Raw genomic sequence first — 20,598 nt, 5'->3', positions numbered from 1 at the left:
CATGACGCGGGTTTGACAGGCTAGTAAAAGCGGCTGGGAACCACTACATCGCCCCCATCATGTTCGATCTTTTCCAACTCGAAGGCCCGGCCAAGGCCCGCCGCATTGTCGTTGCCATGTCGGGCGGCGTCGATTCATCCGTGGTGGCAGCCCTTGCCGCACGTTCGGGCGCGGAAACCATCGGCATCACGCTCCAGCTGTACGATCATGGCGCTGCCGTGGGGCGGACGGGTAGCTGCTGCGCCGGGCAGGATATTCGCGATGCGCGCGCTGTCGCGGATCGTCTCGGCATTGCCCATTATGTGTTCGATCATGAAAGCAGTTTTCGCCAATCGGTGATCGATCAATTTGCCGATGAATATCTGCGCGGGCGCACGCCCATCCCCTGTGTCCGCTGCAACATGGGGGTGAAGTTCACCGACTTGTTCCGACTGGCCAAGGAATTGGGCGCGGACTGCCTCGCCACGGGCCATTATGTGCGCCGCGAGGTCGGGCCATTGGGCGCTGAACTCCACCGCGCCGCCGATCCGGCGCGTGATCAAAGCTATTTCCTGTTTGCGACCACCGGTGAACAGCTTGATTATCTCCGCTTCCCGCTTGGCGGCATGCCCAAGACAGATGTCCGCGCCATCGCGCAGGAACTGGGCCTTGGCGTCGCGTTGAAGCCGGATAGTCAGGATATCTGCTTCGTCCCCAATGGCGATTATGCCAGCGTGGTCCGCAAGGTCCGCCCGGAAGCCGGGATCGATGGCCCCATCCTCGATATGGAAGGGCGCGAACTCGGACGGCACAAAGGGTTGATCCATTATACCGTCGGCCAGCGCCGGGGGCTGGAACTCGGCGGGCTGGTCGAACCTTTATATGTCGTGCGGCTGGAGCCGGAGCGGCAGGCCGTGATCGTCGGCCCGCGCGAGGCGCTGGCGATCAACAGGGCGCGCATCACCGATCCAAGCTGGCTGGGCAATGTCGAAGGCCGTCCGATCATGGCCAAGGTGCGATCATTGGCCAAGCCAACCCCCGCCGTCATGCAAGGCGAGTGGCTGGTGTTCAATGAGGCGGCTTATGGCGTATCGCCGGGGCAGGCCGCCGTCTTATATGATGGCGAACAAGTGCTGGGCGGCGGCTGGATCGAGGAAACCGCCTAAGTCCTCGCGGTTACTTCGCTACGCCGCTCAGGCGTAAATAGCGCCCATTTTATCATTGGCCATGTCGATCCAGGCTTCGACCGCACCTTGTCCCTTCGGGGTCAGCGACACAATTGCCCGACGTCGATCCTGCTTATCCGGGGACCGAGAGACCAGTCCTTGGCGCACAAGATTATCGAGACAGCGCAAAGCGGTTGTCAACGGCACGCCGGAAGCAAGACAGGCACTGGTAACAGATATAGGGCGCTCATCCGCCGATGCGATGAAAAGGTCGAGCAAAATATCCCATGCAGGTTCCCCAAAGAGATCATCTGCGAAAAATTTACTCCGCTCCCGCCGCATAGAGGCGACGCTCTTGGCCACGCGATAGAAATTCAGCACGCGATCAAAATTATTGATATTGGCCCGGCTATTTCCCCGATTTTTCAGTCGGTCAAATGCCAACATCAAATGATCGAGTTCGTTGCGGAACGTCCTCAACTGTTCCGGTAAGTCGTCGCCTTGAAAAACCACAACATTTACTCACGTTAAGCCATCGAAACGCGTTCGTTGCCCCCCCCCAGTGATATTTGGCTTATTTAATTAAAAATAATTTAAATATCACTGTGCGCATTCCTTCTCATCTTGCGCAACAAGGTCAACGCAATTTACATCCAAAATGAAGATTTATTTTTCATAGCTATTTTTCAGACCGGACGACCATCCGTATCGATCAGCACTTCGCGACGGCCAACATGATCGGGGACTCCGACCTTGCCTTCTTTTTCCATCCGTTCAATCAGGCGCGCGGCGCTATTATAGCCGATCCGCAACTGACGCTGAATATAGCTGGTCGATGCCTTTTGGCTTTCGGCCACGACCTGCACCGCCTTGGCATATAGCTGGCCTTCCGGGCTGTCATCGCCCTCGGGCGCGCCCTCCATCGCATAGCCGGAATCTTCGGATTCTTCGGTCACGGCATGGATATAATCGGGCGTCCCCTGCGCCCGCCAGAAATCGGCAACCGCGCGCACTTCCTCATCCGAGACAAACGGGCCATGCACGCGTGAAATCTGCTTGCCCCCCGGCATATAGAGCATATCGCCCTTGCCCAATAATTGTTCCGCGCCCTGATCACCCAAAATGGTGCGACTATCGATCTTCGAGGTCACGGAAAAACTGATCCGCGTTGGCAGGTTCGCCTTGATCACGCCGGTAATGACATCGACCGATGGCCGCTGCGTCGCCATGATCAGATGGATGCCTGCGGCGCGCGCCTTCTGAGCGAGCCGCTGAATCAGGAATTCGACTTCCTTGCCCGCCGTCATCATCAAATCGGCCAACTCGTCAACGATCACCACGATATGCGGCAATGGTTCATATTCGAGCTGTTCTTCCTCATAGATCGGCTGGCCGCTATCGGCATCATAGCCGGTCTGCACCCGGCGACCGAGCGGCTGGCCCTTGGCCTTGGCCCCGCGCACCTTTTCATTGAACCCGGCTAGGCTGCGGACCGAGACCGAGGCCATCATTCGATAGCGATCCTCCATCTGCTCCACCGCCCATTTCAGCGCGCGGATCGCCTTGGGCGGGTCCGTCACCACAGGGGCGAGCAGATGTGGGATATCATCATAGATGCTCAGTTCGAGCATCTTCGGATCGATCATGATCATCCGGCATTGCTCTGGCGTCAGGCGATAGAGCAACGACAGGATCATGCAGTTGAGACCGACCGATTTACCCGAACCGGTGGTCCCTGCCACCAGCAAGTGCGGCATCGGCGCGAGATCCGCCACGACCGGATCGCCGGAAATATTCTTGCCGAGAATGATCGGCAATTGCGCGGTCATATCCTCAAAAGCATCCGAGGCGACAAGATCCGCGAGATACACAGACTCGCGCTTGGCATTGGGCAGTTCGATGCCGATCACGCTGCGCCCCGGAATAGTCGCAACACGGGCCGACAATGCCGACATATTGCGCGCGATATCGTCCGCAAGCTGCACCACGCGATTGGCCTTGATCCCGGCAGCCGGCTCTAGTTCATACATGGTCACGACCGGGCCGGGGCGCACCTCGACAATCTGGCCCTTCACATGGAAATCATCCAGCACCGATTCCAGCAGCCGGGCGTTGCGCTCCAGCGCTGCCTTGTCGATGACAAACCCCGTGGACGGCGGTGGCGGCAACAGCAAATCTAGCCCCGGCAATGTGTAGCGATCACGTAGATCGAGCGATTCCTGTCTTGATTTGGTCTTGCGACGCACCTGATCCGACCCGGACGGGCGATCATTGATGACGGTCGGCACAATCGGCGGCGCCTCAAATGCGGCCCCCTCGTCTAACGGACGGCGGACCGGCACAGGCTTTTCTGCCCGGCGCTCTTCCTTCTCGTGCGGCCAGTCTTCATCGCCGTCATCATCGCGCCCGCGACCGAACAACCAGTCGAACTCACCCGGCTGCACATCTAGCGCGCGCCAGACGAAGAACAGCCCCACCAGCACCAGTACGACCGATATTACCAGCGAAAGAATGCGGCTAATCGCCAGATCGCCAATCAGTGACAGGCCCGCATGGTTGAGCCAACCGACCAACATGCCGATGACCCCGCCACGGCCACCGGGCAGGCTACTGCTGGCACTATTATCGAGCGTGGCGAAGCCACTGCCGAAGAGCAGCATGGCACCCAACAACCAGAAAAACTGCGCCTTTGGTCGACCGATCGGATGATCGCGCATCAACCGCATCCCGATCACCAGCAACAAAGGCACGGTCAGCCCCGCCGCCAGCCCGAACAGGGTCAGCAGCAAATCGGCGACATAGGCGCCGGGCATCCCCAGCCAATTTTCAACTGGGCCACCCGCTGCGGTATTCAGCGACGGATCGCTGCCGTGATAGCTGGCTAAGGCGAAGGCAAGAGCCAGCGCAAGCGCGACCATGCCAATGCCGCCGATAAACGCCGAACTGCGGACAATGGCCCGTCGAATGGCTGCCCGCCAATTGCCGCCGGTTATATTAGGTGCCCTGCTTGCCATGATGCCCTCTTGAAACTCGCGGGACAATGCGCCGGATGAGGAGTCCGCGTCAAGCAGACGCCAAAAGGCGCGTCTTTATCGTACGGGCGCGTGTCACCACCGCTGCCCGTATTGCTCAACCTGCCAACCGGCCCGCCGTTTCCCGGATCAACGCGATCATATTGGGAATGCCCTGCGTCCGATTGGAACTGAGCTGGTTTTTAAGATCGAACGGCGCAAGGGCATCTGCAATGTCCATCGCAGCGATCTCCTTGGCCGGACGGTCCTGCACCATCAGGATTACCAAGGCGACGATCCCCTTGGTGATCGCGGCGTTGCTGTCCGCCAGGAAATGGAGCGTCCCGCCCTCGCCTTCGACCGGATATATCCACACGCTGGCGGAACAGCCCCGCACCAATGTCGCGTCATTTTTCAGCGCATCGGGCATCGGTTCCAGCTCGTTTCCAAGCTCGATCAGCAGGCGATAACGGTCGTCTTTGTCGAGAAATTCATATTCTTCGACGAGGTCGGTGATAGAGCGTGTCATGCCGCCTGCCTTAACGACGGGCGCCCAAGTCGTCAAAGGCTGCCATCAGCATCCAGCGCATAGCCTGCCGAACGCACAGTGCGGATAATATCCGCCCTGTCGCCTTCGTTGATTGCCTTGCGCAAGCGGCGGATATGCACATCGACGGTGCGGACCTCGATGTCGCTATCTTGGCCCCAGACCGCATCCAACAGCCGTTCGCGCGAAAAGACGCGGCCCGGATGCTCCATAAAATGCCGCAACAAGCGGAATTCGGTGGGACCGAGATTGACCACATCGCCACCGCGCTTCACCCGATGGGCGACCAAATCCATGCTGATGTCCGCATATTCGAGGATTTCAGCCGACAGCGCAGGGCGGACCCGGCGCAATACCGCGCCCACCCGCGCAATCAGTTCACGCGGCGAAAACGGCTTGGTGACATAATCATCCGCGCCGGTTTCCAAACCGCGAATACGGTCTTCTTCCTCGCCCCGCGCGGTCAGCATGATGATCGGCACATTGGCCGTATCGGGCAGACGACGCAGACGGCGACAGACTTCAAGCCCGGACAGGCCCTCGATCATCCAATCGAGCAGGACCAGATCGGGTGTCGCCTCCCGCGCGAGCAGCAGCGCCTCCTCGCCATCCGCCGTATGATCGACGATATAATTCTCCCGCTCAAAATTCCATTTGAGCAGTTCGGCCAGCGCCGGATCGTCTTCCACCAGCAAGAGGCGAGGTTGTGCCATGAGCGCTAAATCCGATCGTGAAGTGAGGATCAGTCGTCCAGATCACCGCCGCGCACGCGTTCAGCGAGATGCGCGCCGGTCGCGGCGAAATAGACCATCTCGCCGATATTGGTGGCATGATCGCCGACCCGTTCAAGATTCTTGGCCATGAACAACAGATGGGCGCACGGCGTGATATTGTGCGGATTTTCCATCATATAGGTCAGCAAGGCGCGGAACACGCTATTGTAGAAAGTGTCGAGCGCGGTATCGCGGGCGACAACGGCCTGTGCCTGTTCCGGGCTGCGCGCGGCAAAGGCATCCAGCGCGGTGCGCACCATTTCACTCGCCATCTTGCCCATTTCCGGCAAAATCGCGAGGGGACCAATGTCCTTGGCCTCGGCGAATTGCGGCACGCGCTTGGCGATATTCTTGGCATAATCGCCAATACGTTCGACCACGCCCGCAATCTTCATCGCGGCCACGACTTCGCGCAGATCGTCCGCCATCGGGGCGCGCAAGGCGATCAGGCGGACCGCGAGGCGCTCCACTTCCATCTCCAGCGCATCAATCCGATGGTCATTCTCGACCACGCGCATCGCCGCATCATTATCCCGGCGCGTCAGTGCCTGCATGGCCTGATTGATGGCCTGTTCGGCAAGGCCGCCCATCTCGGAGATGAGGGCGCGCAATTGGCCCAGTTCCTCGTCGAACGCCTTGACCGTATGTCCTGTATTGCTTGGCATATCTGCGCTCCTCAACCGTAACGGCCCGTGATGTAATCCTTGGTCTTTTCTTCACGCGGGTTGGTGAAGATGTCCGACGTCTCGCCATATTCGACAAGCGTACCAAGGTGGAAAAAGGCCGTGCGCTGTGACACGCGGGCGGCCTGCTGCATATTGTGGGTCACGATCACCATCGCATAACGACCGCGCAGTTCGTGGATCAGCTCCTCGATCTTGGCGGTGGCGATCGGATCGAGCGCCGAGCAGGGCTCGTCCATCAGGATCACTTCCGGATCGACCGCAATCGCGCGCGCAATGCACAGGCGCTGCTGCTGACCACCGGACAGCGCCGTGCCGCTATCGGCCAGACGGTCCTTCACTTCATCCCACAGGCCCGCACGGCGCAGCGACTTCTCGACGATCTCGTCCATCTCGCTCTTGCCGGTGGCAAGGCCGTGGATGCGCGGGCCGTACGCGATGTTTTCATAGATCGACTTCGGGAACGGGTTCGGCTTTTGAAACACCATCCCGACCCGGGCGCGCAGCTGGACCACATCCATGTCCGGCGCATAAATGTCATGGCCGTCCAGCCGGATGTCGCCGGTGACCCGCGCCGATGAAATCGTGTCGTTCATCCGGTTCAATGTCCGCAGGAACGTCGATTTGCCGCAGCCCGACGGGCCGATGAACGCGGTCACATGTTCCATCGACACATCGATCGAGACATTGTTGATCGCCTGTTTTTCGCCGTAAAAGATGTCGACGTTGCGCGCCGTCATCTTGAGCGTGGATGCGCTTTCAATATTGGACATGATCTGGTTCACCACCGGGTTTCAAAACGATTGCGCAGGTAAATGGCCATGCCATTCATCGCGAGAAGGAATACGAGGAGGACGATGATCGCCGCCGAGGTCTTTTCGACAAAGCCACGGCTGACTTCATCCGACCACAGGAAGATCTGCACCGGCAACACGGTCGCCGGATCGGTAAAGCCCGCAGGCGGGGCCGAGATAAACGCCCGCATCCCGACCATCAGCAACGGCGCGGTTTCACCCAGCGCACGGGCCATGCCAATGATCGTGCCGGTCAAAATCCCCGGCAGCGCGAGCGGCAACACATGGTGGAACACCACCTGCACCGGCGAGGCGCCAATGCCGAGCGCCGCATCGCGGATCGATGGCGGCACCGCCTTGATCGCGTTACGCCCCGCAATCACGATGACCGGCATCGTCATCAGCGCCAGCGTCATCCCCCCGATCAACGGCGCAGAGCGCATCGTCGGGAAGATCACCAGAAACACCGCCAGCCCCAACAGGCCGAAGATGATCGACGGCACCGCCGCGAGATTGTTGATCGACACTTCAATGAGGTCGGTCCAGCGATTGCGCGGGGCATATTCCTCAAGATAGATCGCCGAGAACACACCGACCGGAAAGGCCAGCAGCAACGTCACGATCATCGTCAGCAACGACCCCTTGAACGCGCCCCAGATGCCGACCATCGTCGGATCGGTCGCATCCGCGCCGGTCAGAAAGCCCTTATTGAAGCTGGAGGTAATCACCCCCGCCTGCTTCATCTCGGCCACCCGCTTCAACAACGCGGCATCGCCCTCGCCCTTGAACGCGACATCGAGGTCGCTTGCGGCAGGCACCCAGATCTCGGCCTTGCGGCTGAGCAGGCTGGGATCGGCCTTGATCGCATCGCGCACGATGATCCACGCGCTGTCCGCCAACAGGCCTGCGCCATCTGCGCCATAAGCCTGTTCGGCGGCGGTTGCGACCGGGCCTTCGAAATCGACGGCGGCCAAGGCTTCTGCGGCCTTGTCCGGCGTGCCGTTCAGCGCCGCCGGATCGATCATGATCGCGGAAGCCGGGAAATCGATCGGCAGCTTCACTTCGGTGCGCATGAACCCGCGCGCGCCGTTGCTCGCCATCGACAGCAGGAGAAAGGCGAGAAAGGCCACGGAGATCAGGATCGCCACCAGCCCCACCGCCTTGAAACGGCGTTCGGCGGCATAGCGGCCCTTGATCCGCCGCACCATCGCGGGCGAGCTCCAGTCGGTGGGCTGCCGCTTCATTGTTGTCGGCTCAGTCATATGCTTCCCGATATTTCTTCACGACCCGAAGGGCGATGATGTTGAGGGCCAGCGTTACAAGGAACAGCACCAAACCAAGCGCAAATGCCGCAAGCGTCTTGGGGCTGTCGAACTCGGTATCACCCGTCATCAGCTGCACGATCTGGGTCGTGACGGTCGTGACGCTGGCAAAGGGGTTGGCGGTGAGGTTCGCGGCAAGACCTGCAGCCATCACCACGATCATGGTTTCACCGATGGCGCGGCTGACGGCGAGCAGCACCCCGCCGACAATGCCGGGCAAGGCCGCGGGGATCAGCACGCGCTTGATCGTTTCCGATGGCGTCGCGCCCATCGCCAACGACCCGTCGCGCATGGCCTGCGGCACGGCGGCGATGCTGTCATCGGCCATTGAGGACACGAACGGGATGATCATCACCCCCATCACCAGACCGGCGGCCAAGGCGCTTTCCGATGACGCGCCAGTGATGCCGATCGATACCGCGAAATCACGCAGCGGCGGCGCGATGGTGAGTGCGGCGAAATAGCCATAGACCACCGTCGGCACGCCCGCGAGCAACTCCAGGATCGGCTTCAGCCAGCTCCGCACTTTCGGCGCGGCATATTGGGTGAGGTAGATCGCGCTCATCAGGCCAAAGGGAATGGCCACGATCATCGCGATAATCGCACCGATAAAGACTGTCCCCCAGAACAACGGGATCGCGCCATAGGAACCGGCAGCAGCGCCGCTCGACGACATTTGCGGGCTCCAATGGGTGCCGAACAGAAACTCGACCGGTGATACCATGCCAAAGAAGCGGATCGATTCGAACAACAGCGAACCGACGATCCCGATGGTCGTCAAAATCGCGATCAGCGAGGCCATGAACAGTACGGTCATGGTCAACCGCTCTACCCGCGTCCGCGCCCGGAAATCTGGCCGCACCTTGGAGAAACCGAACAGCCCGCCAATCACCGCGACCAATATCGCAAGCGCCGCAGCGATGCCGTTGAACTTGGTATTGGCGACCTTATACGCCGGGACCAGGCTTTGGCTGGCTTCGATAAAGCCGCCCATGCTCTGACCGCTGGCAATCGCGCTAACCTCTTCCAGCAGCGCCGCCCGATCCATCTGGCTTTGCGGCTGTTGCGCGGCGGGCAGGCTGGACAGCACCGCATCATTCACCAGCGCAGGCACCAAAGCGCTCGACGCCGCCGCCACCAGCAACGCCGGGATCAGCGCCCATAACAGCACATGCGCGCCGTGATGATTAGGGCGACTATGTGGCCGAACAGCTGCCGCAGTTCGTCCCTTGGAAAAGGCACTGGCACGACCTCTACCCGCGACAAAGCCGAGGATGCTGAGGCCAATTACCAAAAAGATCGCGATCTGGATCATGTCAGGTCAAAACTCTTGTCATCCTGCCCATTTTTCAATGAGCAGGATGGCTGCGATGGATCAATTGATGCTGGCCGGGTCGAGCAGCGTCAGATTGGCGATGACGTCCGCATTCTTCTTGCGGACATCCTCCGGCGCGGCGATCATGCCATGCTTGGCAAGATAACCGCCCGGACCCCAGGCCGAGGCGAATTCCGCGAGGAATTCCTTGATGCCCGGAATGGAGTTCAGATGCGCCTTCTTCACATAGATGAAGAGCGGACGCGCACCTGGATAAGAATAATCGGCGATGGTCGCATAGGTCGGGACCACGCCCTGCACCGCCACGCCCTGCACCTTATCGGCATTCTCTTCGAGGAAGGAGAAACCGAAGATGCCGACAGCGTTCGGATTGGCGACAAGTTTCTGAACGATCAGATTATCGTTTTCGCCCGCATCGACATAGGCACCATCTTCCCGCACGCCAGTGCAAAGATTCTTGTGCTTGTCCTTGTCGCTATCTTTCAGCGCCTTCATCGCCGGATCGGAATCGCAACCCTTTTCAAGGATCAGTTCGGCAAAGGCATCGCGCGTGCCGGAAGACGTTGGCGGGCCATAGACGCTGATCGCAATCGCGGGCAGCGCCGGGTTCACATCTTGCCATGTCTTGGCGGTGTTCGGCTTGCCAAAAGGATTGGCGGCCAGCGCCTTATATACATCGACTTCGCTCAAGGTCAGCGGCGCGGCATTCTTGGCATGCGCCAGCACAATGCCGTCGATCCCGACCTGAACCTCGACAATATCCTTCACCCCGTTCTTGATGCAGTCATCAAGTTCGGACTTTTTGATACGGCGCGATGCGTTCGCAATGTCCGGATGGGCCGTGCCAACACCTGCGCAAAACAGCTTGAAGCCGCCACCAGTGCCTTGCGACTCCACAATGGGCGCCTTGAAGTTCGGGTTTTTCTGACCGAATTTATCGGCCACCGCCTTCGCAAAAGGCAGAACGGTGGATGAACCGACAGCGCGAATGCCGTCACGAGCACCGCCATTGTTGCCCGATTCGCCACAAGCAGTCAGGGCCAATGCGACGGATATGGCCGATAGTGTTGAAATTGCGCGTTTCATGTCGGTTTTTTAACCCCCGAAAATATCTCGACACGGGCATTAGCCGTGCTTCGCGGCTCTTCTGTTACAATTTCATGACAGTTTTATGACGCGGACAACCCAGCGACTGGCACCACCATTGGCAAGCGCACAGTGACATTGGTGCCGACACCTTGTTGCGATGCAAAATTGAGCGTTCCGCGATGACGCTCCACGATGTTCTTGACGATGGCGAGGCCAAGGCCGGTGCCGCCGCTGGCCCGACTGCGCCCCGCATCCACGCGGTAGAAACGCTCGGTCAGCCGGGGGAGATGGTCGGGCGATATACCCTCGCCTTCATCCGCGACGCTCAAACGCACCATATCCCCCACATCTGGCCTGACCGTAACACGCACAGGCGCGCCTACCCGACCATATTTGACGGCATTGCCCATCAGATTGTGGAGCAATTGTTCTATCTGGCCGCGATCCGCCTTCACTAATGGCGTGCCTTCGGCAACATCGACCGCAATCTGCCCGGATGCAGCCACGCCCGCCGCCATGATCTGATTGGCCACGACATGGGCCAGCGCACCAAGATCCACCTCCCCGGCGGGCGCGGTGTATCGATCCGCCTCGATACGCGAGAGGGAGATCAGGTCATTGACAAGCTGGTCCATCCGCTTTGCCTCGGTCGCCATAATGCCGAGAAAGCGTTTGCGAGTTGCAGGATCGCCGCCCGCCATCGGATCGTTGAGCGTTTCGATAAATCCCAATAACGCTGCAATCGGCGTGCGCAGTTCATGGCTGGCATTGGCAACGAAATCCGTACGCATCCGATCTGCCGCATCCTGCTGGCTAAGATCAGCCAGCCTGACCAATGCCGCGCCATCGCCCAGCGGCGCAATCCGCATCTGCCAGCGCCGATCAGGTCCGCCAAAACCCTTTAATTGGCGGGCTTGCGGTTCGTTCGAGCGTTCGAAACGACTGAACAAGGCCGCCGCCGCCGGATGTCGGATCGCAAGACGAATATCTTCATCCTCGATATGCGCGCCGAACAGGGCAAGCCCCGCCTTATTGGCGCGCATCACCCGACGCCCCTGCACCAGCAACAAGGGCTCGTCGATCGCCTCCATCAGCGCCGCCAGACGCGCCTCGTTCGCCACCGGGGCGACCTCGATCAAATGTCCGGGATCAACCTGTCCGATCTGAAACCGCATGCGCTGAAACGCCGCCAATCCAAGCGCCAGCCCCGCGAGCAGCGCCGGTCCCGCCAAGGCAGGCGACCAACCCACAATCGCTGCCCAGCCCGCAGCCAACAGCAACAGGCCCCATGGCGGCGTATAGAGAAAAAATTCGTTCAACATTTCATGTCACGCATTAACCATCTTGGCTCGTCAAGTTTTCAGCGGTGCTGTATAACGTCTGTGTACGAGTGCGTAGCGTAAGGATTATGACATGGACAGGAAAACCCAACTCGCCGCAACACGCAGGCAGATGTTGGCACTTGGAGCGGTAACGGCGGCGACCATCGTCACCGTGCGTCCAGCCCTTGCCCAGACGACAGGTTCGGTACTGAACTGCCAGATTCCGGTGCCTGACCCTGCCCAATCCAATTTTTATATCGGCCCTGACGGACTGCTTGTCGATCCGTCAACGCCCGGCGCATTCCCGCCTGCAGCCCGGCCATTCAGCGGCGAAGAGGTGCGCACCGCCCTACAAAATGGGACCAGCCTACCCGGCACCGATTATGCCACCAGCGAAGCCTATACCAATTATATCAGGCGGCTGCAGAATGGGATGAGCGGCTTTACCTGCTATGCCTCGTTGCAAATGCCAAAAGGCTGATGCAGCACTTAACCCGAGTTCATCCTGTGCGTAAAATCCATAAAACCTATTATCGCTGCGATCCTGCCGATCGGCTTGTCATCAGCCAGATGGAGGGGCTGACGCTCGCTTATCATCGCCCCTCCGGCGCGACGCACATTCTGGCCGCGCCGATGCCTGAAATTCTGGCCGCATTGCGCGAAGCGCCGACCGATATGGCGGGGCTGATAGCCCGGCTGGAACTGGCCCATGACATTGCACCGGATAATGATGCCATGGCGTCGATCACCGCGCGGCTTTCGGAACTGGAAGAGGCCGGTTTGGTGTGGCGCGCATGAAGCACCAAATACATCTTCGCATCGGCCCGATTATGTTCCGCATCGGATCGGTATGGGCCGGGCCGGTCAAGCTGCTGAACCGCCTTTATCAGGCCTATCCTCGGCCTGCGGTCGCGGTGCCTGATTTCACCGTCCGGCTGGAACCATCCAGCCCGCTGCGGCGTTGGATTCGTCCGAATATCGATATTCGGGGCGATTTCATGCTGCCAGAGGCGATGCCCTTGCCCTTGGCCCATGGCATACTGGCCGCCGAAATGGCGATGAACCTGCAAATGGCCTTGGGACAGCGGCGCTATTTGTTGCTCCATGCATCAATGGTCGAACGCGATGGCAAGGCGTTGATCATGACGGGCCTGTCGGGCGCAGGAAAATCAACCTTGTCCGCCCAATTGGGTGAACGCGGCTGGCGCTTCATGGGCGATGAATTCGCCTTGATCGACCCCAATACCGGCCATGCCCATGGCTTTCCCCGCGCCATCAGCCTGAAAAATGAGGCGGTGGAAGTGATGCAGGCGCTGATCGGCGCATCCGATCGCTTTGGCCCCCTGCTCACCGGCACGCCAAAGGGTGCGATCCGCCATTTGATGCCGGGGCCGGACGCCGTTGAACGGATGGATGAGCCTGCGCGCCCTGCCTTGCTGTTATTCCCTCGCTTCGGTCATCCGCCCGCCATTCGACCGATTGGCGCGGCGGAAGTCTTTATGCGCCTGACCCAATCATCGACCAATTACATCACCCTTGGCGAGGCCGGGTTTCGCGCCTTGACCCAGCTTGTCCATCAAGTCCCGGCGCGGGCCATCGACTATAATGATACCGCAAGCGCCATCGCGCTGGTCGAACAGACATGGGCGGAACTGGCATGACGCGGGCGTCATCATTGCTGGCCGGGCTGTTGCGCGCGCCGGGACAGGCCGTGCATTTATCGGTCAAGGACTGGACCGAGGTCATCACCATCGCCCGCGCCGAACAATTGGTCGGCAGTCTGGCGATCCGCCTTGCGGGCCAGAAGGTGCCGGAAGCCGTCAGGCGACGGCTGAACGATGCGCGAACCGCCCTTGCCCATGCCCAGACACAGGCACGATGGGAAGTGGAGATGGCGCGCCGCACCTTTCATGGCGCTGGTTATCCGGTGGTGCTGTTGAAGGGCTGCGCCTATATCATCGCGGGGCTGGAGGCGGGCGATGGCCGTTTTGTCGGCGACCTCGATATATTATTGCCGCGCCGCCAACTTGATGATGCCGAGAAAAGATTGCTGGCCGCTGGCTGGGAATGGGTCAAGGCCGATGCCTATGACGATCATTATTACCGCCAATGGATGCATGAACTGCCCCCTTTGATCCATCGCGCCCGCGATCGAATGATCGATGTGCATCACACGATTCTGCCGCTGACCCATCGCTTGGAACCGGATGCCGAGGCGATGGTGCGCGATTGTGTGCGGCGCGACGATGGGATTGCGCACCTCAACCCCGCCGACATGATCTGCCATGCCGTTGCGCATCTGCTGGCCGATGGCGATCTGGCGGGGGGCTTGCGCAATTTGTGGGATATTCACCAACTCTTGCGTGAGTTTCGGCATGAAGACCCGGACTTTGACAAGGAACTGCTCTCCCGCGCCGCGCGCCACGGGTTGACCGCTTATGTATTGCAGGCTGATCGGCTGGCCGCACATCTTTTTGGCGATGATCGGCCATTGGGATGGCGGGACAGATGGTTTCTGCGCTGCATCCTCTCCCGCGATGGCTGGGGGAAAAAGACGTATCCAATCACGCGTTTCGCCTTTTATCTGCGCGCCCATATCTTGCGAATGCCGCCCTTGATGCTGGTCCGCCACCTCTTTATCAAATGGCGCAAGGGGTAAATCCGGCCTTGCCCTACGCTACGATGTTCCCTAATCGTTCGCATCATGGAGCCAGCATTACATTCGCCTGAACCCGCCTATCTGCATGGCCTGAACCCGCCACAGCGCGAGGCCGTGTTGACAACGGACGGGCCAGTCTTGGTGCTGGCAGGGGCAGGCACGGGCAAGACGTCTGCGCTGACGGCGCGGCTGGCGCATCTTGTCGCGACGCAACGGGCGTGGCCGTCCGAAATTCTGGCCGTCACCTTCACCAACAAGGCCGCGCGCGAAATGCGCGAACGGGTCGGGCGGATGATCGGCCCGGCGGTTGAGGGTATGCCGTGGTTGGGCACATTCCACTCGGTCTGCGCCAAGATGCTGCGCCGTCATGCCGAGCTTGTCGGCCTGCACAGTAATTTCAATATCCTCGACACCGATGATCAGATCCGCCTGTTGAAACAGGTCATCACTGCCGCCGGGCTGGACGAGAAAAAATTCCCGGCCAAGCAATTCGCGGGCGTGATCGACAAATGGAAAAACCGGGGCCTGACCCCTGCCGATCTGGATGCCGGGGATAATGAGGCCTTTGGCGATGGCAAGGCCAAGCAACTTTATGCCGCCTATCAGGCGCGTCTTTGCGCCTTGAACGCTTGTGATTTCGGAGATCTGCTGCTCCATATGCTGACGATCCTGAAAAAGGATCGCGAGGTGCTGGCCGATTATCAGCGCCGGTTCAAATATATCATGGTGGACGAATATCAGGACACCAATTCCGCCCAATATCTCTGGCTCCGGCTGTTGGCGCAGGAGCGTAAAAATATCTGCTGCGTCGGCGATGACGATCAGAGCATCTACAGTTGGCGCGGGGCCGAGGTCGCGAATATTTTGCGGTTCGAACGAGATTTTCAGGGCGCGGTCACGATCCGGCTTGAACAGAATTACCGATCCACCCCGCATATTCTGGGCGCGGCATCGGGGCTGATTGCGATGAATGGCGATCGGCTTGGCAAGAGCCTTTGGACCGAGCGGGATGCCGGCGAAAAAGTGCAGGTCACCGGCGTATGGGACGGACCGGAAGAGGCGCGGTGCGTTGGCGAGGCGATTGAAGATGCCCGGCGACAGGGCGAGGCGAGCAATGAAATGGCGATCCTCGTCCGGGCCCAGTTCCAGACCCGCGAATTCGAGGAACGCTTTATCGCGACCGGCATTGCCTACAAAATCGTCGGCGGATTTCGTTTTTATGAGCGTGCGGAAATTCGCGATGCGCTCGCGTATTTGCGGATGGTGCATCAACCGCAAGACGATCTTGCGTTTGAACGGATCATCAACCTGCCGAAACGCGGGCTAGGCGATACCGCGATGGCCAAGCTCCATCGACTGGCCCGCGCACAGGGCATCTCGCTGTCGACGGCGGCGATTGCTATTCTCGACACCGATGAATTGACTCCACAGGCACGGCGGTCGTTGGGGCGGTTCATCGGCGATATTGCGCGGTGGCGGGATTCGGCCAGCACCCTGCCCCATGGCGAATTGGCGCGGCTCGTGCTGGAGGAATCCGGCTATACCGCGATGTGGCAGGCCGACAAATCGGCCGATGCGACGGGCAGGCTGGAAAATCTTCAGGAACTTGTCCGCGCGATGGAGGAATATGAATCGCTCGATATGTTCCTTGAGCATGTCAGCCTGGTGATGGACAATGATGCGGGCGACGATGGCCAGAAGGTCACGATCATGACCATCCACGCCGCCAAGGGGCTGGAATTCGATCGGACCTTTCTCGTCGGCTGGGAAGAAGGTGTGTTTCCGTCGCAACGCGCGCTTGATGAAGGTGGCGCGGCGTCATTGGAGGAAGAGCGCAGGCTCGGCTATGTCGCGATCACGCGGGCGCGCAAGCATTGTTCGATCTGGCACGCCGCCAACCGCCGCATTTACGGTCAATGGATGAGCGCACTCCCCTCCCGCTTCATTGCAGAATTACCGGCCGACCATATCGAGCAGGACACGACGATGACCTCGGGGGCGCGCGGGTATCAGGGCTGGGGCAATACGGTGTCAGCCAACAGCTTTGGCAGCGCTTTTGTGCAGGACAATAATGCCGCCCGGTCGTTCACGCCGAATGCAGGTTCCGCTGGTACCCATGGCCCCGGTTGGGAACGGGCGAGCGGCAATGGCTGGTCTTCCATATCCCCGGTCCGCGCCCGCGAAAAGGCCGCGAGCTTTGCCGCCAAGCCGCGCGGTGATCTGCTGATCGGCCAGCGCGTATTCCATAACAAATTCGGCTATGGCACGATCACAGATATGGACGGCAACAAGCTGGACATCGAGTTCGAACAGGCCGGCCTGAAACGGGTGATGGATAATTTCGTCAACCCGGCCTGAGAGGTCGTCTTGCCTGAGTAAAATGTATGTTGCGTAGGAGATGTCATGGGCGAATTGGCAGAAGATGGGTCCGGTCATCGCGCCCGATTACGCCAACGGCTGGTCGATGGCGGGCCGGAGGCGCTGCTTGAACATGAGTTGGTCGAATATTTGCTCGCCCTCGCCATTCCTCGCCGCGATACCAAGCCCCTCGCGAAACAATTAATCAACGCGTTCGGCGGGCTGGGTGCCTTGCTCTGTGCGGATGTCGAGGCATTGCGACGCGCAGGCTTATCCGATGGGGTGATCGGCGCGCTCAAGATCACGCAAGCTTCGGCGTTACGCCTGCTGAAATCGGAAGTGATCAACCGGCCCGTCTTGGGAAGCTGGCAATCTTTGCTCGATTATCTCCATGCCGATATGGCGCATCAGGCGGTGGAGCGCGTGCGCGTCCTCTATCTCAATGCCCGCAATATGCTGATCCGCGATGAACTGGCAGCGGAAGGCTCGGTCGATGAGGCGGCGATCCATATCCGCGAGGTGATCCGGCGGGCGCTTGATCTGGGCGCGGTGTCGCTCATCCTCGTCCACAATCATCCAAGCGGCGATCCGCAACCGAGCAAGGCCGATATCGACCTGACCCGCAAAATCGCAGAGGCGGGCCGCCACCTCGCCATCATTGTGCATGACCATATCATCATCGGTAGGACCGGCCATAAAAGCCTGCGGAGCCTAGGGCTGTTGTAACCCGTTTCGAAAAAATCAGCCCCCCTCTTGTGTTGTATATCCGCAACACCACATGAGATGTGAAAGGAAGGGGCATTTCATGAACCTTGAAAAATTTACCGATCGCGCGAAGGGATTCCTGCAAAGCGCGCAGACCGTGTCCATCCGCATGAATCATCAGCGGATTTCGCCGGAACATCTCTTGAAAGCTCTGTTGGAAGACAGCGAGGGCATGTGCGCCGGTCTGATCAAGGCTGCTGGTGGCGATGCGATGGCCGCGACCCGCGAAACCGATGCAGCGCTCGCCAAAATTCCCGCCGTATCGGGCAGCGGCGCACAGGCAGCCCCCGGTTTCGATAATGATGCCGTGCGTGTGTTGGATCAGGCAGAACAGGTCGCGCAAAAGGCGGGTGACAGCTATGTCACCGTCGAACGATTGCTGCTGGCGCTGGTGCTGGCATCCGGCACGACGGCGGGCAAGGCGCTCGCAATGGCAGGGGTGAAGGCAGAGGCGCTGAACGCGGCAATCAACAACTTACGCGGTGGCCGATCCGCTGATACGGCTTCCGCCGAAGATCGCTATGACGCCCTGAAGAAATTCGCACGCGACCTGACGGAAGCAGCACGCGCGGGCAAGCTCGATCCCGTCATTGGCCGTGACGAGGAGATCCGCCGCACCATCCAGATTCTGGCGCGCCGGACCAAGAACAACCCGGTGCTGATCGGCGAACCGGGCGTGGGCAAGACCGCGATTGCGGAAGGGCTCGCGCTGCGCATTGCCAATGGCGATGTGCCGGATACGCTCAAGGACCGCACGTTGATGGCGCTCGATATGGGCAGCCTGATCGCGGGCGCGAAATATCGTGGCGAGTTCGAGGAACGGTTGAAGGGCGTGCTGGACGAGGTGAAGGGTGCCGAGGGGCAGATCGTCTTGTTCATCGATGAAATGCACACGCTGATTGGCGCGGGCAAATCGGAAGGCGCGATGGATGCGGGCAATTTGCTCAAGCCTGCGCTGGCTCGTGGCGAATTGCACTGCATCGGCGCGACGACACTCGATGAATATCAGAAATATGTCGAAAAAGACGCCGCCCTCCAACGCCGGTTCCAGCCCGTGTTCGTGGGCGAGCCGACGGTTGAAGATACGATCTCGATCCTGCGCGGACTGAAGGAGAAATATGAACTGCACCATGGGGTGCGGATCACCGATGGTGCACTGGTATCGGCGGCGACTTTGTCCAACCGCTATATTTCGGATCGCTTCCTGCCGGACAAGGCCATCGACCTGATGGACGAAGCCGCAAGCCGTTTGCGGATGGAGGTTGAGTCCAAGCCGGAAGAAATCGAAAATCTCGACCGCCGGATCATCCAGCTCAAGATCGAACGCGAAGCGCTGAAGCGGGAAACCGATCAGGCTTCGAAGGATCGTCTCGACACGCTGGAAGAAGACCTTGCCAATCTCGAACAGCAATCGGCGGAACTGACGACCCGCTGGCAGGGCGAGAAGGAAAAGATCGCAGGCGAGGCCAAGATCAAGGAAGCGCTGGATGCTGCCCGTTCGGAACTGGAACAGGCGCAGCGCGGCGGCGATCTCGCCAAGGCCGGTGAGCTGGCCTATGGCCGCATCCCGGATTTGGAACGGCAATTGACTGAAGCCGAACAGGTCGCAGGCGGTGCCATGCTGCGCGAAGAAGTCACGGCAGATGACATTGCCGGGGTCGTCTCGCGCTGGACCGGCATTCCGGTGGATCGGATGATGGAAGGCGAGCGAGAAAAGCTGCTGGCGATGGAGGCTGAGCTTGGCAAACGAGTGATCGGTCAGGCCGATGCGGTCCGGGCCGTATCCACCGCCGTGCGCCGTAGCCGCGCCGGACTGCAGGACCCGAACCGGCCTTTGGGCAGCTTCTTGTTCCTCGGCCCGACCGGTGTCGGCAAGACCGAATTGACCAAGGCGCTGGCCGAATTCCTGTTCGACGACAGCGCCGCCATGGTCCGCATCGACATGAGCGAATTCATGGAGAAACATTCGGTCGCCCGATTGATCGGCGCGCCTCCCGGCTATGTCGGCTATGAAGAAGGCGGCGTATTGACCGAGGCGGTGCGACGGCGGCCCTATCAGGTCGTGCTGTTCGACGAGGTCGAGAAGGCACATAGCGATGTGTTCAATGTGTTGTTGCAGGTGCTGGACGATGGTCGTCTGACCGATGGCCATGGCCGCACCGTCGACTTCACCAACACGATTATCGTGCTGACCTCCAACCTTGGTTCGCAGTTCATCGCGGGCCTTGGTGAAGGCGCGAGCGTCGAATCGGTGGAGCCGCAGGTAATGGAAATCGTGCGCGGGCATTTCCGGCCGGAATTCCTCAACCGTCTGGATGAGATCATCCTGTTCCACCGTCTGGGCAGCGAACATATGGCACCGATTGTCGACATCCAGATCAGCCGGGTCGGCAAATTGTTGAAGGATCGCAAGGTCACGCTCGACCTCACCGATGCGGCGCGAGCATGGCTGGGCCGGGTGGGCTATGATCCCGTCTATGGCGCACGGCCATTGAAGCGGGCGGTGCAGAAATATCTGCAAGATCCGCTCGCGGAAATGATCTTGTCGGGCAATGTGCCGGATGGATCGACCGTCCATGTCGATGAGGGGGATGGCGGGCTTCACCTGACCGTCTGATAGCTCCTTGCCTCTGCAAAGAACCGGGCCTTGGCATGATACCGAGGCCCGGTTTCTTTTTGCCCGCATTTTTGCGCGCTGCATTTGCATCGGATTAGGGATTAGCCATTATAGCCGGTGCATGGACAGCGGCACGCGGACCTCTTAGCTTAAGCCGATAATTGTTGGAACTGGACC

General features: G+C 59.9%; 18 protein-coding genes. 8 read left to right on the top strand and 10 right to left on the bottom strand.

All coding sequences use genetic code 11. The features are described 5' to 3' along the window. Positions 1 to 59: 59 nt before the first annotated feature. Complete coding sequence (gene mnmA / locus K6117_RS09560) at positions 60 to 1,145, top strand: tRNA 2-thiouridine(34) synthase MnmA (protein WP_221794391.1); 1,086 nt, start codon at positions 60 to 62, stop codon at positions 1,143 to 1,145. A gap of 27 nt (positions 1,146 to 1,172) precedes the next feature. Here mnmA and K6117_RS09555 read toward each other — a convergent pair whose 3' ends face one another. The 10 genes from K6117_RS09555 to K6117_RS09510 all read right to left on the bottom strand — a co-directional run bounded on the left by K6117_RS09555 (position 1,173) and on the right by K6117_RS09510 (position 12,022). After that, on the bottom strand, positions 1,173 to 1,625 hold the full coding sequence (locus K6117_RS09555) for a MarR family winged helix-turn-helix transcriptional regulator (protein ID WP_221794389.1): 453 nt from the start codon (positions 1,623 to 1,625) through the stop codon (positions 1,173 to 1,175). A 206-nt stretch (positions 1,626 to 1,831) separates the two neighbouring features. Next, positions 1,832 to 4,159, bottom strand: coding sequence for a DNA translocase FtsK (locus K6117_RS09550; RefSeq protein WP_221794388.1), 2,328 nt, complete (start codon positions 4,157 to 4,159; stop codon positions 1,832 to 1,834). A 115-nt stretch (positions 4,160 to 4,274) separates the two neighbouring features. Continuing rightward, positions 4,275 to 4,685 carry a SufE family protein gene (locus tag K6117_RS09545; protein WP_221794386.1) on the bottom strand — a complete coding sequence of 137 codons (411 nt, stop codon included), beginning with the start codon at positions 4,683 to 4,685 and terminating at the stop codon, positions 4,275 to 4,277. Between the two features lie 32 nt (positions 4,686 to 4,717). Further along, entirely contained in the window at positions 4,718 to 5,416 is a 699-nt protein-coding gene (gene phoB, locus K6117_RS09540) for a phosphate regulon transcriptional regulator PhoB (RefSeq protein WP_221794384.1), read from the bottom strand. 29 nt (positions 5,417 to 5,445) lie between these two features. After that, entirely contained in the window at positions 5,446 to 6,141 is a 696-nt protein-coding gene (gene phoU / locus K6117_RS09535; RefSeq protein WP_221794382.1) for a phosphate signaling complex protein PhoU, read from the bottom strand. 11 nt (positions 6,142 to 6,152) lie between these two features. After that, on the bottom strand, positions 6,153 to 6,932 hold the full coding sequence (gene pstB / locus K6117_RS09530; RefSeq protein ID WP_221794380.1) for a phosphate ABC transporter ATP-binding protein PstB: 780 nt from the start codon (positions 6,930 to 6,932) through the stop codon (positions 6,153 to 6,155). Positions 6,933 to 6,940: 8 nt separating this feature from the next. Further along, positions 6,941 to 8,215 carry a phosphate ABC transporter permease PstA gene (pstA, locus tag K6117_RS09525; RefSeq protein ID WP_246604997.1) on the bottom strand — a complete coding sequence of 425 codons (1,275 nt, stop codon included), beginning with the start codon at positions 8,213 to 8,215 and terminating at the stop codon, positions 6,941 to 6,943. After that, positions 8,208 to 9,590 (bottom strand): phosphate ABC transporter permease subunit PstC, encoded by a 1,383-nt coding sequence (gene pstC, locus K6117_RS09520; protein WP_221794378.1) that lies wholly within the window; start codon positions 9,588 to 9,590, stop codon positions 8,208 to 8,210. The genes pstA and pstC overlap by 8 nt, the downstream gene beginning before the upstream one ends. Positions 9,591 to 9,650: 60 nt before the next feature. Continuing rightward, entirely contained in the window at positions 9,651 to 10,697 is a 1,047-nt protein-coding gene (locus K6117_RS09515) for a substrate-binding domain-containing protein (protein ID WP_221794375.1), read from the bottom strand. A gap of 83 nt (positions 10,698 to 10,780) precedes the next feature. Further along, a complete protein-coding gene (locus K6117_RS09510) occupies positions 10,781 to 12,022 on the bottom strand; it encodes a sensor histidine kinase (protein ID WP_221794373.1) in 1,242 nt (413 codons plus the stop codon). Positions 12,023 to 12,113: 91 nt separating this feature from the next. Here K6117_RS09510 and K6117_RS09505 point away from each other — a divergent pair, with 91 nt between their 5' ends. The 7 genes from K6117_RS09505 (at position 12,114) to clpB (ending at position 20,421) form a co-directional block, all read left to right on the top strand. Next, on the top strand, positions 12,114 to 12,503 hold the full coding sequence (locus K6117_RS09505) for a hypothetical protein (protein WP_221794371.1): 390 nt from the start codon (positions 12,114 to 12,116) through the stop codon (positions 12,501 to 12,503). 26 nt (positions 12,504 to 12,529) lie between these two features. Further along, entirely contained in the window at positions 12,530 to 12,820 is a 291-nt protein-coding gene (locus K6117_RS09500) for an HPr-rel-A system PqqD family peptide chaperone (protein ID WP_343211768.1), read from the top strand. Beyond that, on the top strand, positions 12,817 to 13,683 hold the full coding sequence (locus K6117_RS09495; RefSeq protein WP_221794367.1) for an HprK-related kinase A: 867 nt from the start codon (positions 12,817 to 12,819) through the stop codon (positions 13,681 to 13,683). Before K6117_RS09500 ends, K6117_RS09495 begins: the two co-directional genes overlap by 4 nt. Next, positions 13,680 to 14,681, top strand: coding sequence for a nucleotidyltransferase domain-containing protein (locus K6117_RS09490; RefSeq protein WP_221794365.1), 1,002 nt, complete (start codon positions 13,680 to 13,682; stop codon positions 14,679 to 14,681). Before K6117_RS09495 ends, K6117_RS09490 begins: the two co-directional genes overlap by 4 nt. A gap of 45 nt (positions 14,682 to 14,726) precedes the next feature. Further along, positions 14,727 to 17,039 carry an ATP-dependent helicase gene (locus K6117_RS09485; RefSeq protein ID WP_221794363.1) on the top strand — a complete coding sequence of 771 codons (2,313 nt, stop codon included), beginning with the start codon at positions 14,727 to 14,729 and terminating at the stop codon, positions 17,037 to 17,039. Between the two features lie 45 nt (positions 17,040 to 17,084). Further along, positions 17,085 to 17,765, top strand: a complete 681-nt coding sequence (gene radC / locus K6117_RS09480) for a RadC family protein (protein WP_221794361.1) — start codon at positions 17,085 to 17,087, stop codon at positions 17,763 to 17,765. Positions 17,766 to 17,844: 79 nt separating this feature from the next. Next, positions 17,845 to 20,421, top strand: coding sequence for an ATP-dependent chaperone ClpB (gene clpB / locus K6117_RS09475; RefSeq protein ID WP_221794359.1), 2,577 nt, complete (start codon positions 17,845 to 17,847; stop codon positions 20,419 to 20,421). Positions 20,422 to 20,598: the final 177 nt, after the last annotated feature.

Source organism: Alteraquisediminimonas sediminicola (assembly GCF_019740335.1).
In the GTDB taxonomy this organism is placed as follows: domain Bacteria; phylum Pseudomonadota; class Alphaproteobacteria; order Sphingomonadales; family Sphingomonadaceae; genus Alteraquisediminimonas; species Alteraquisediminimonas sediminicola.
This window is presented reverse-complemented; position numbering and strand designations above follow the sequence as displayed.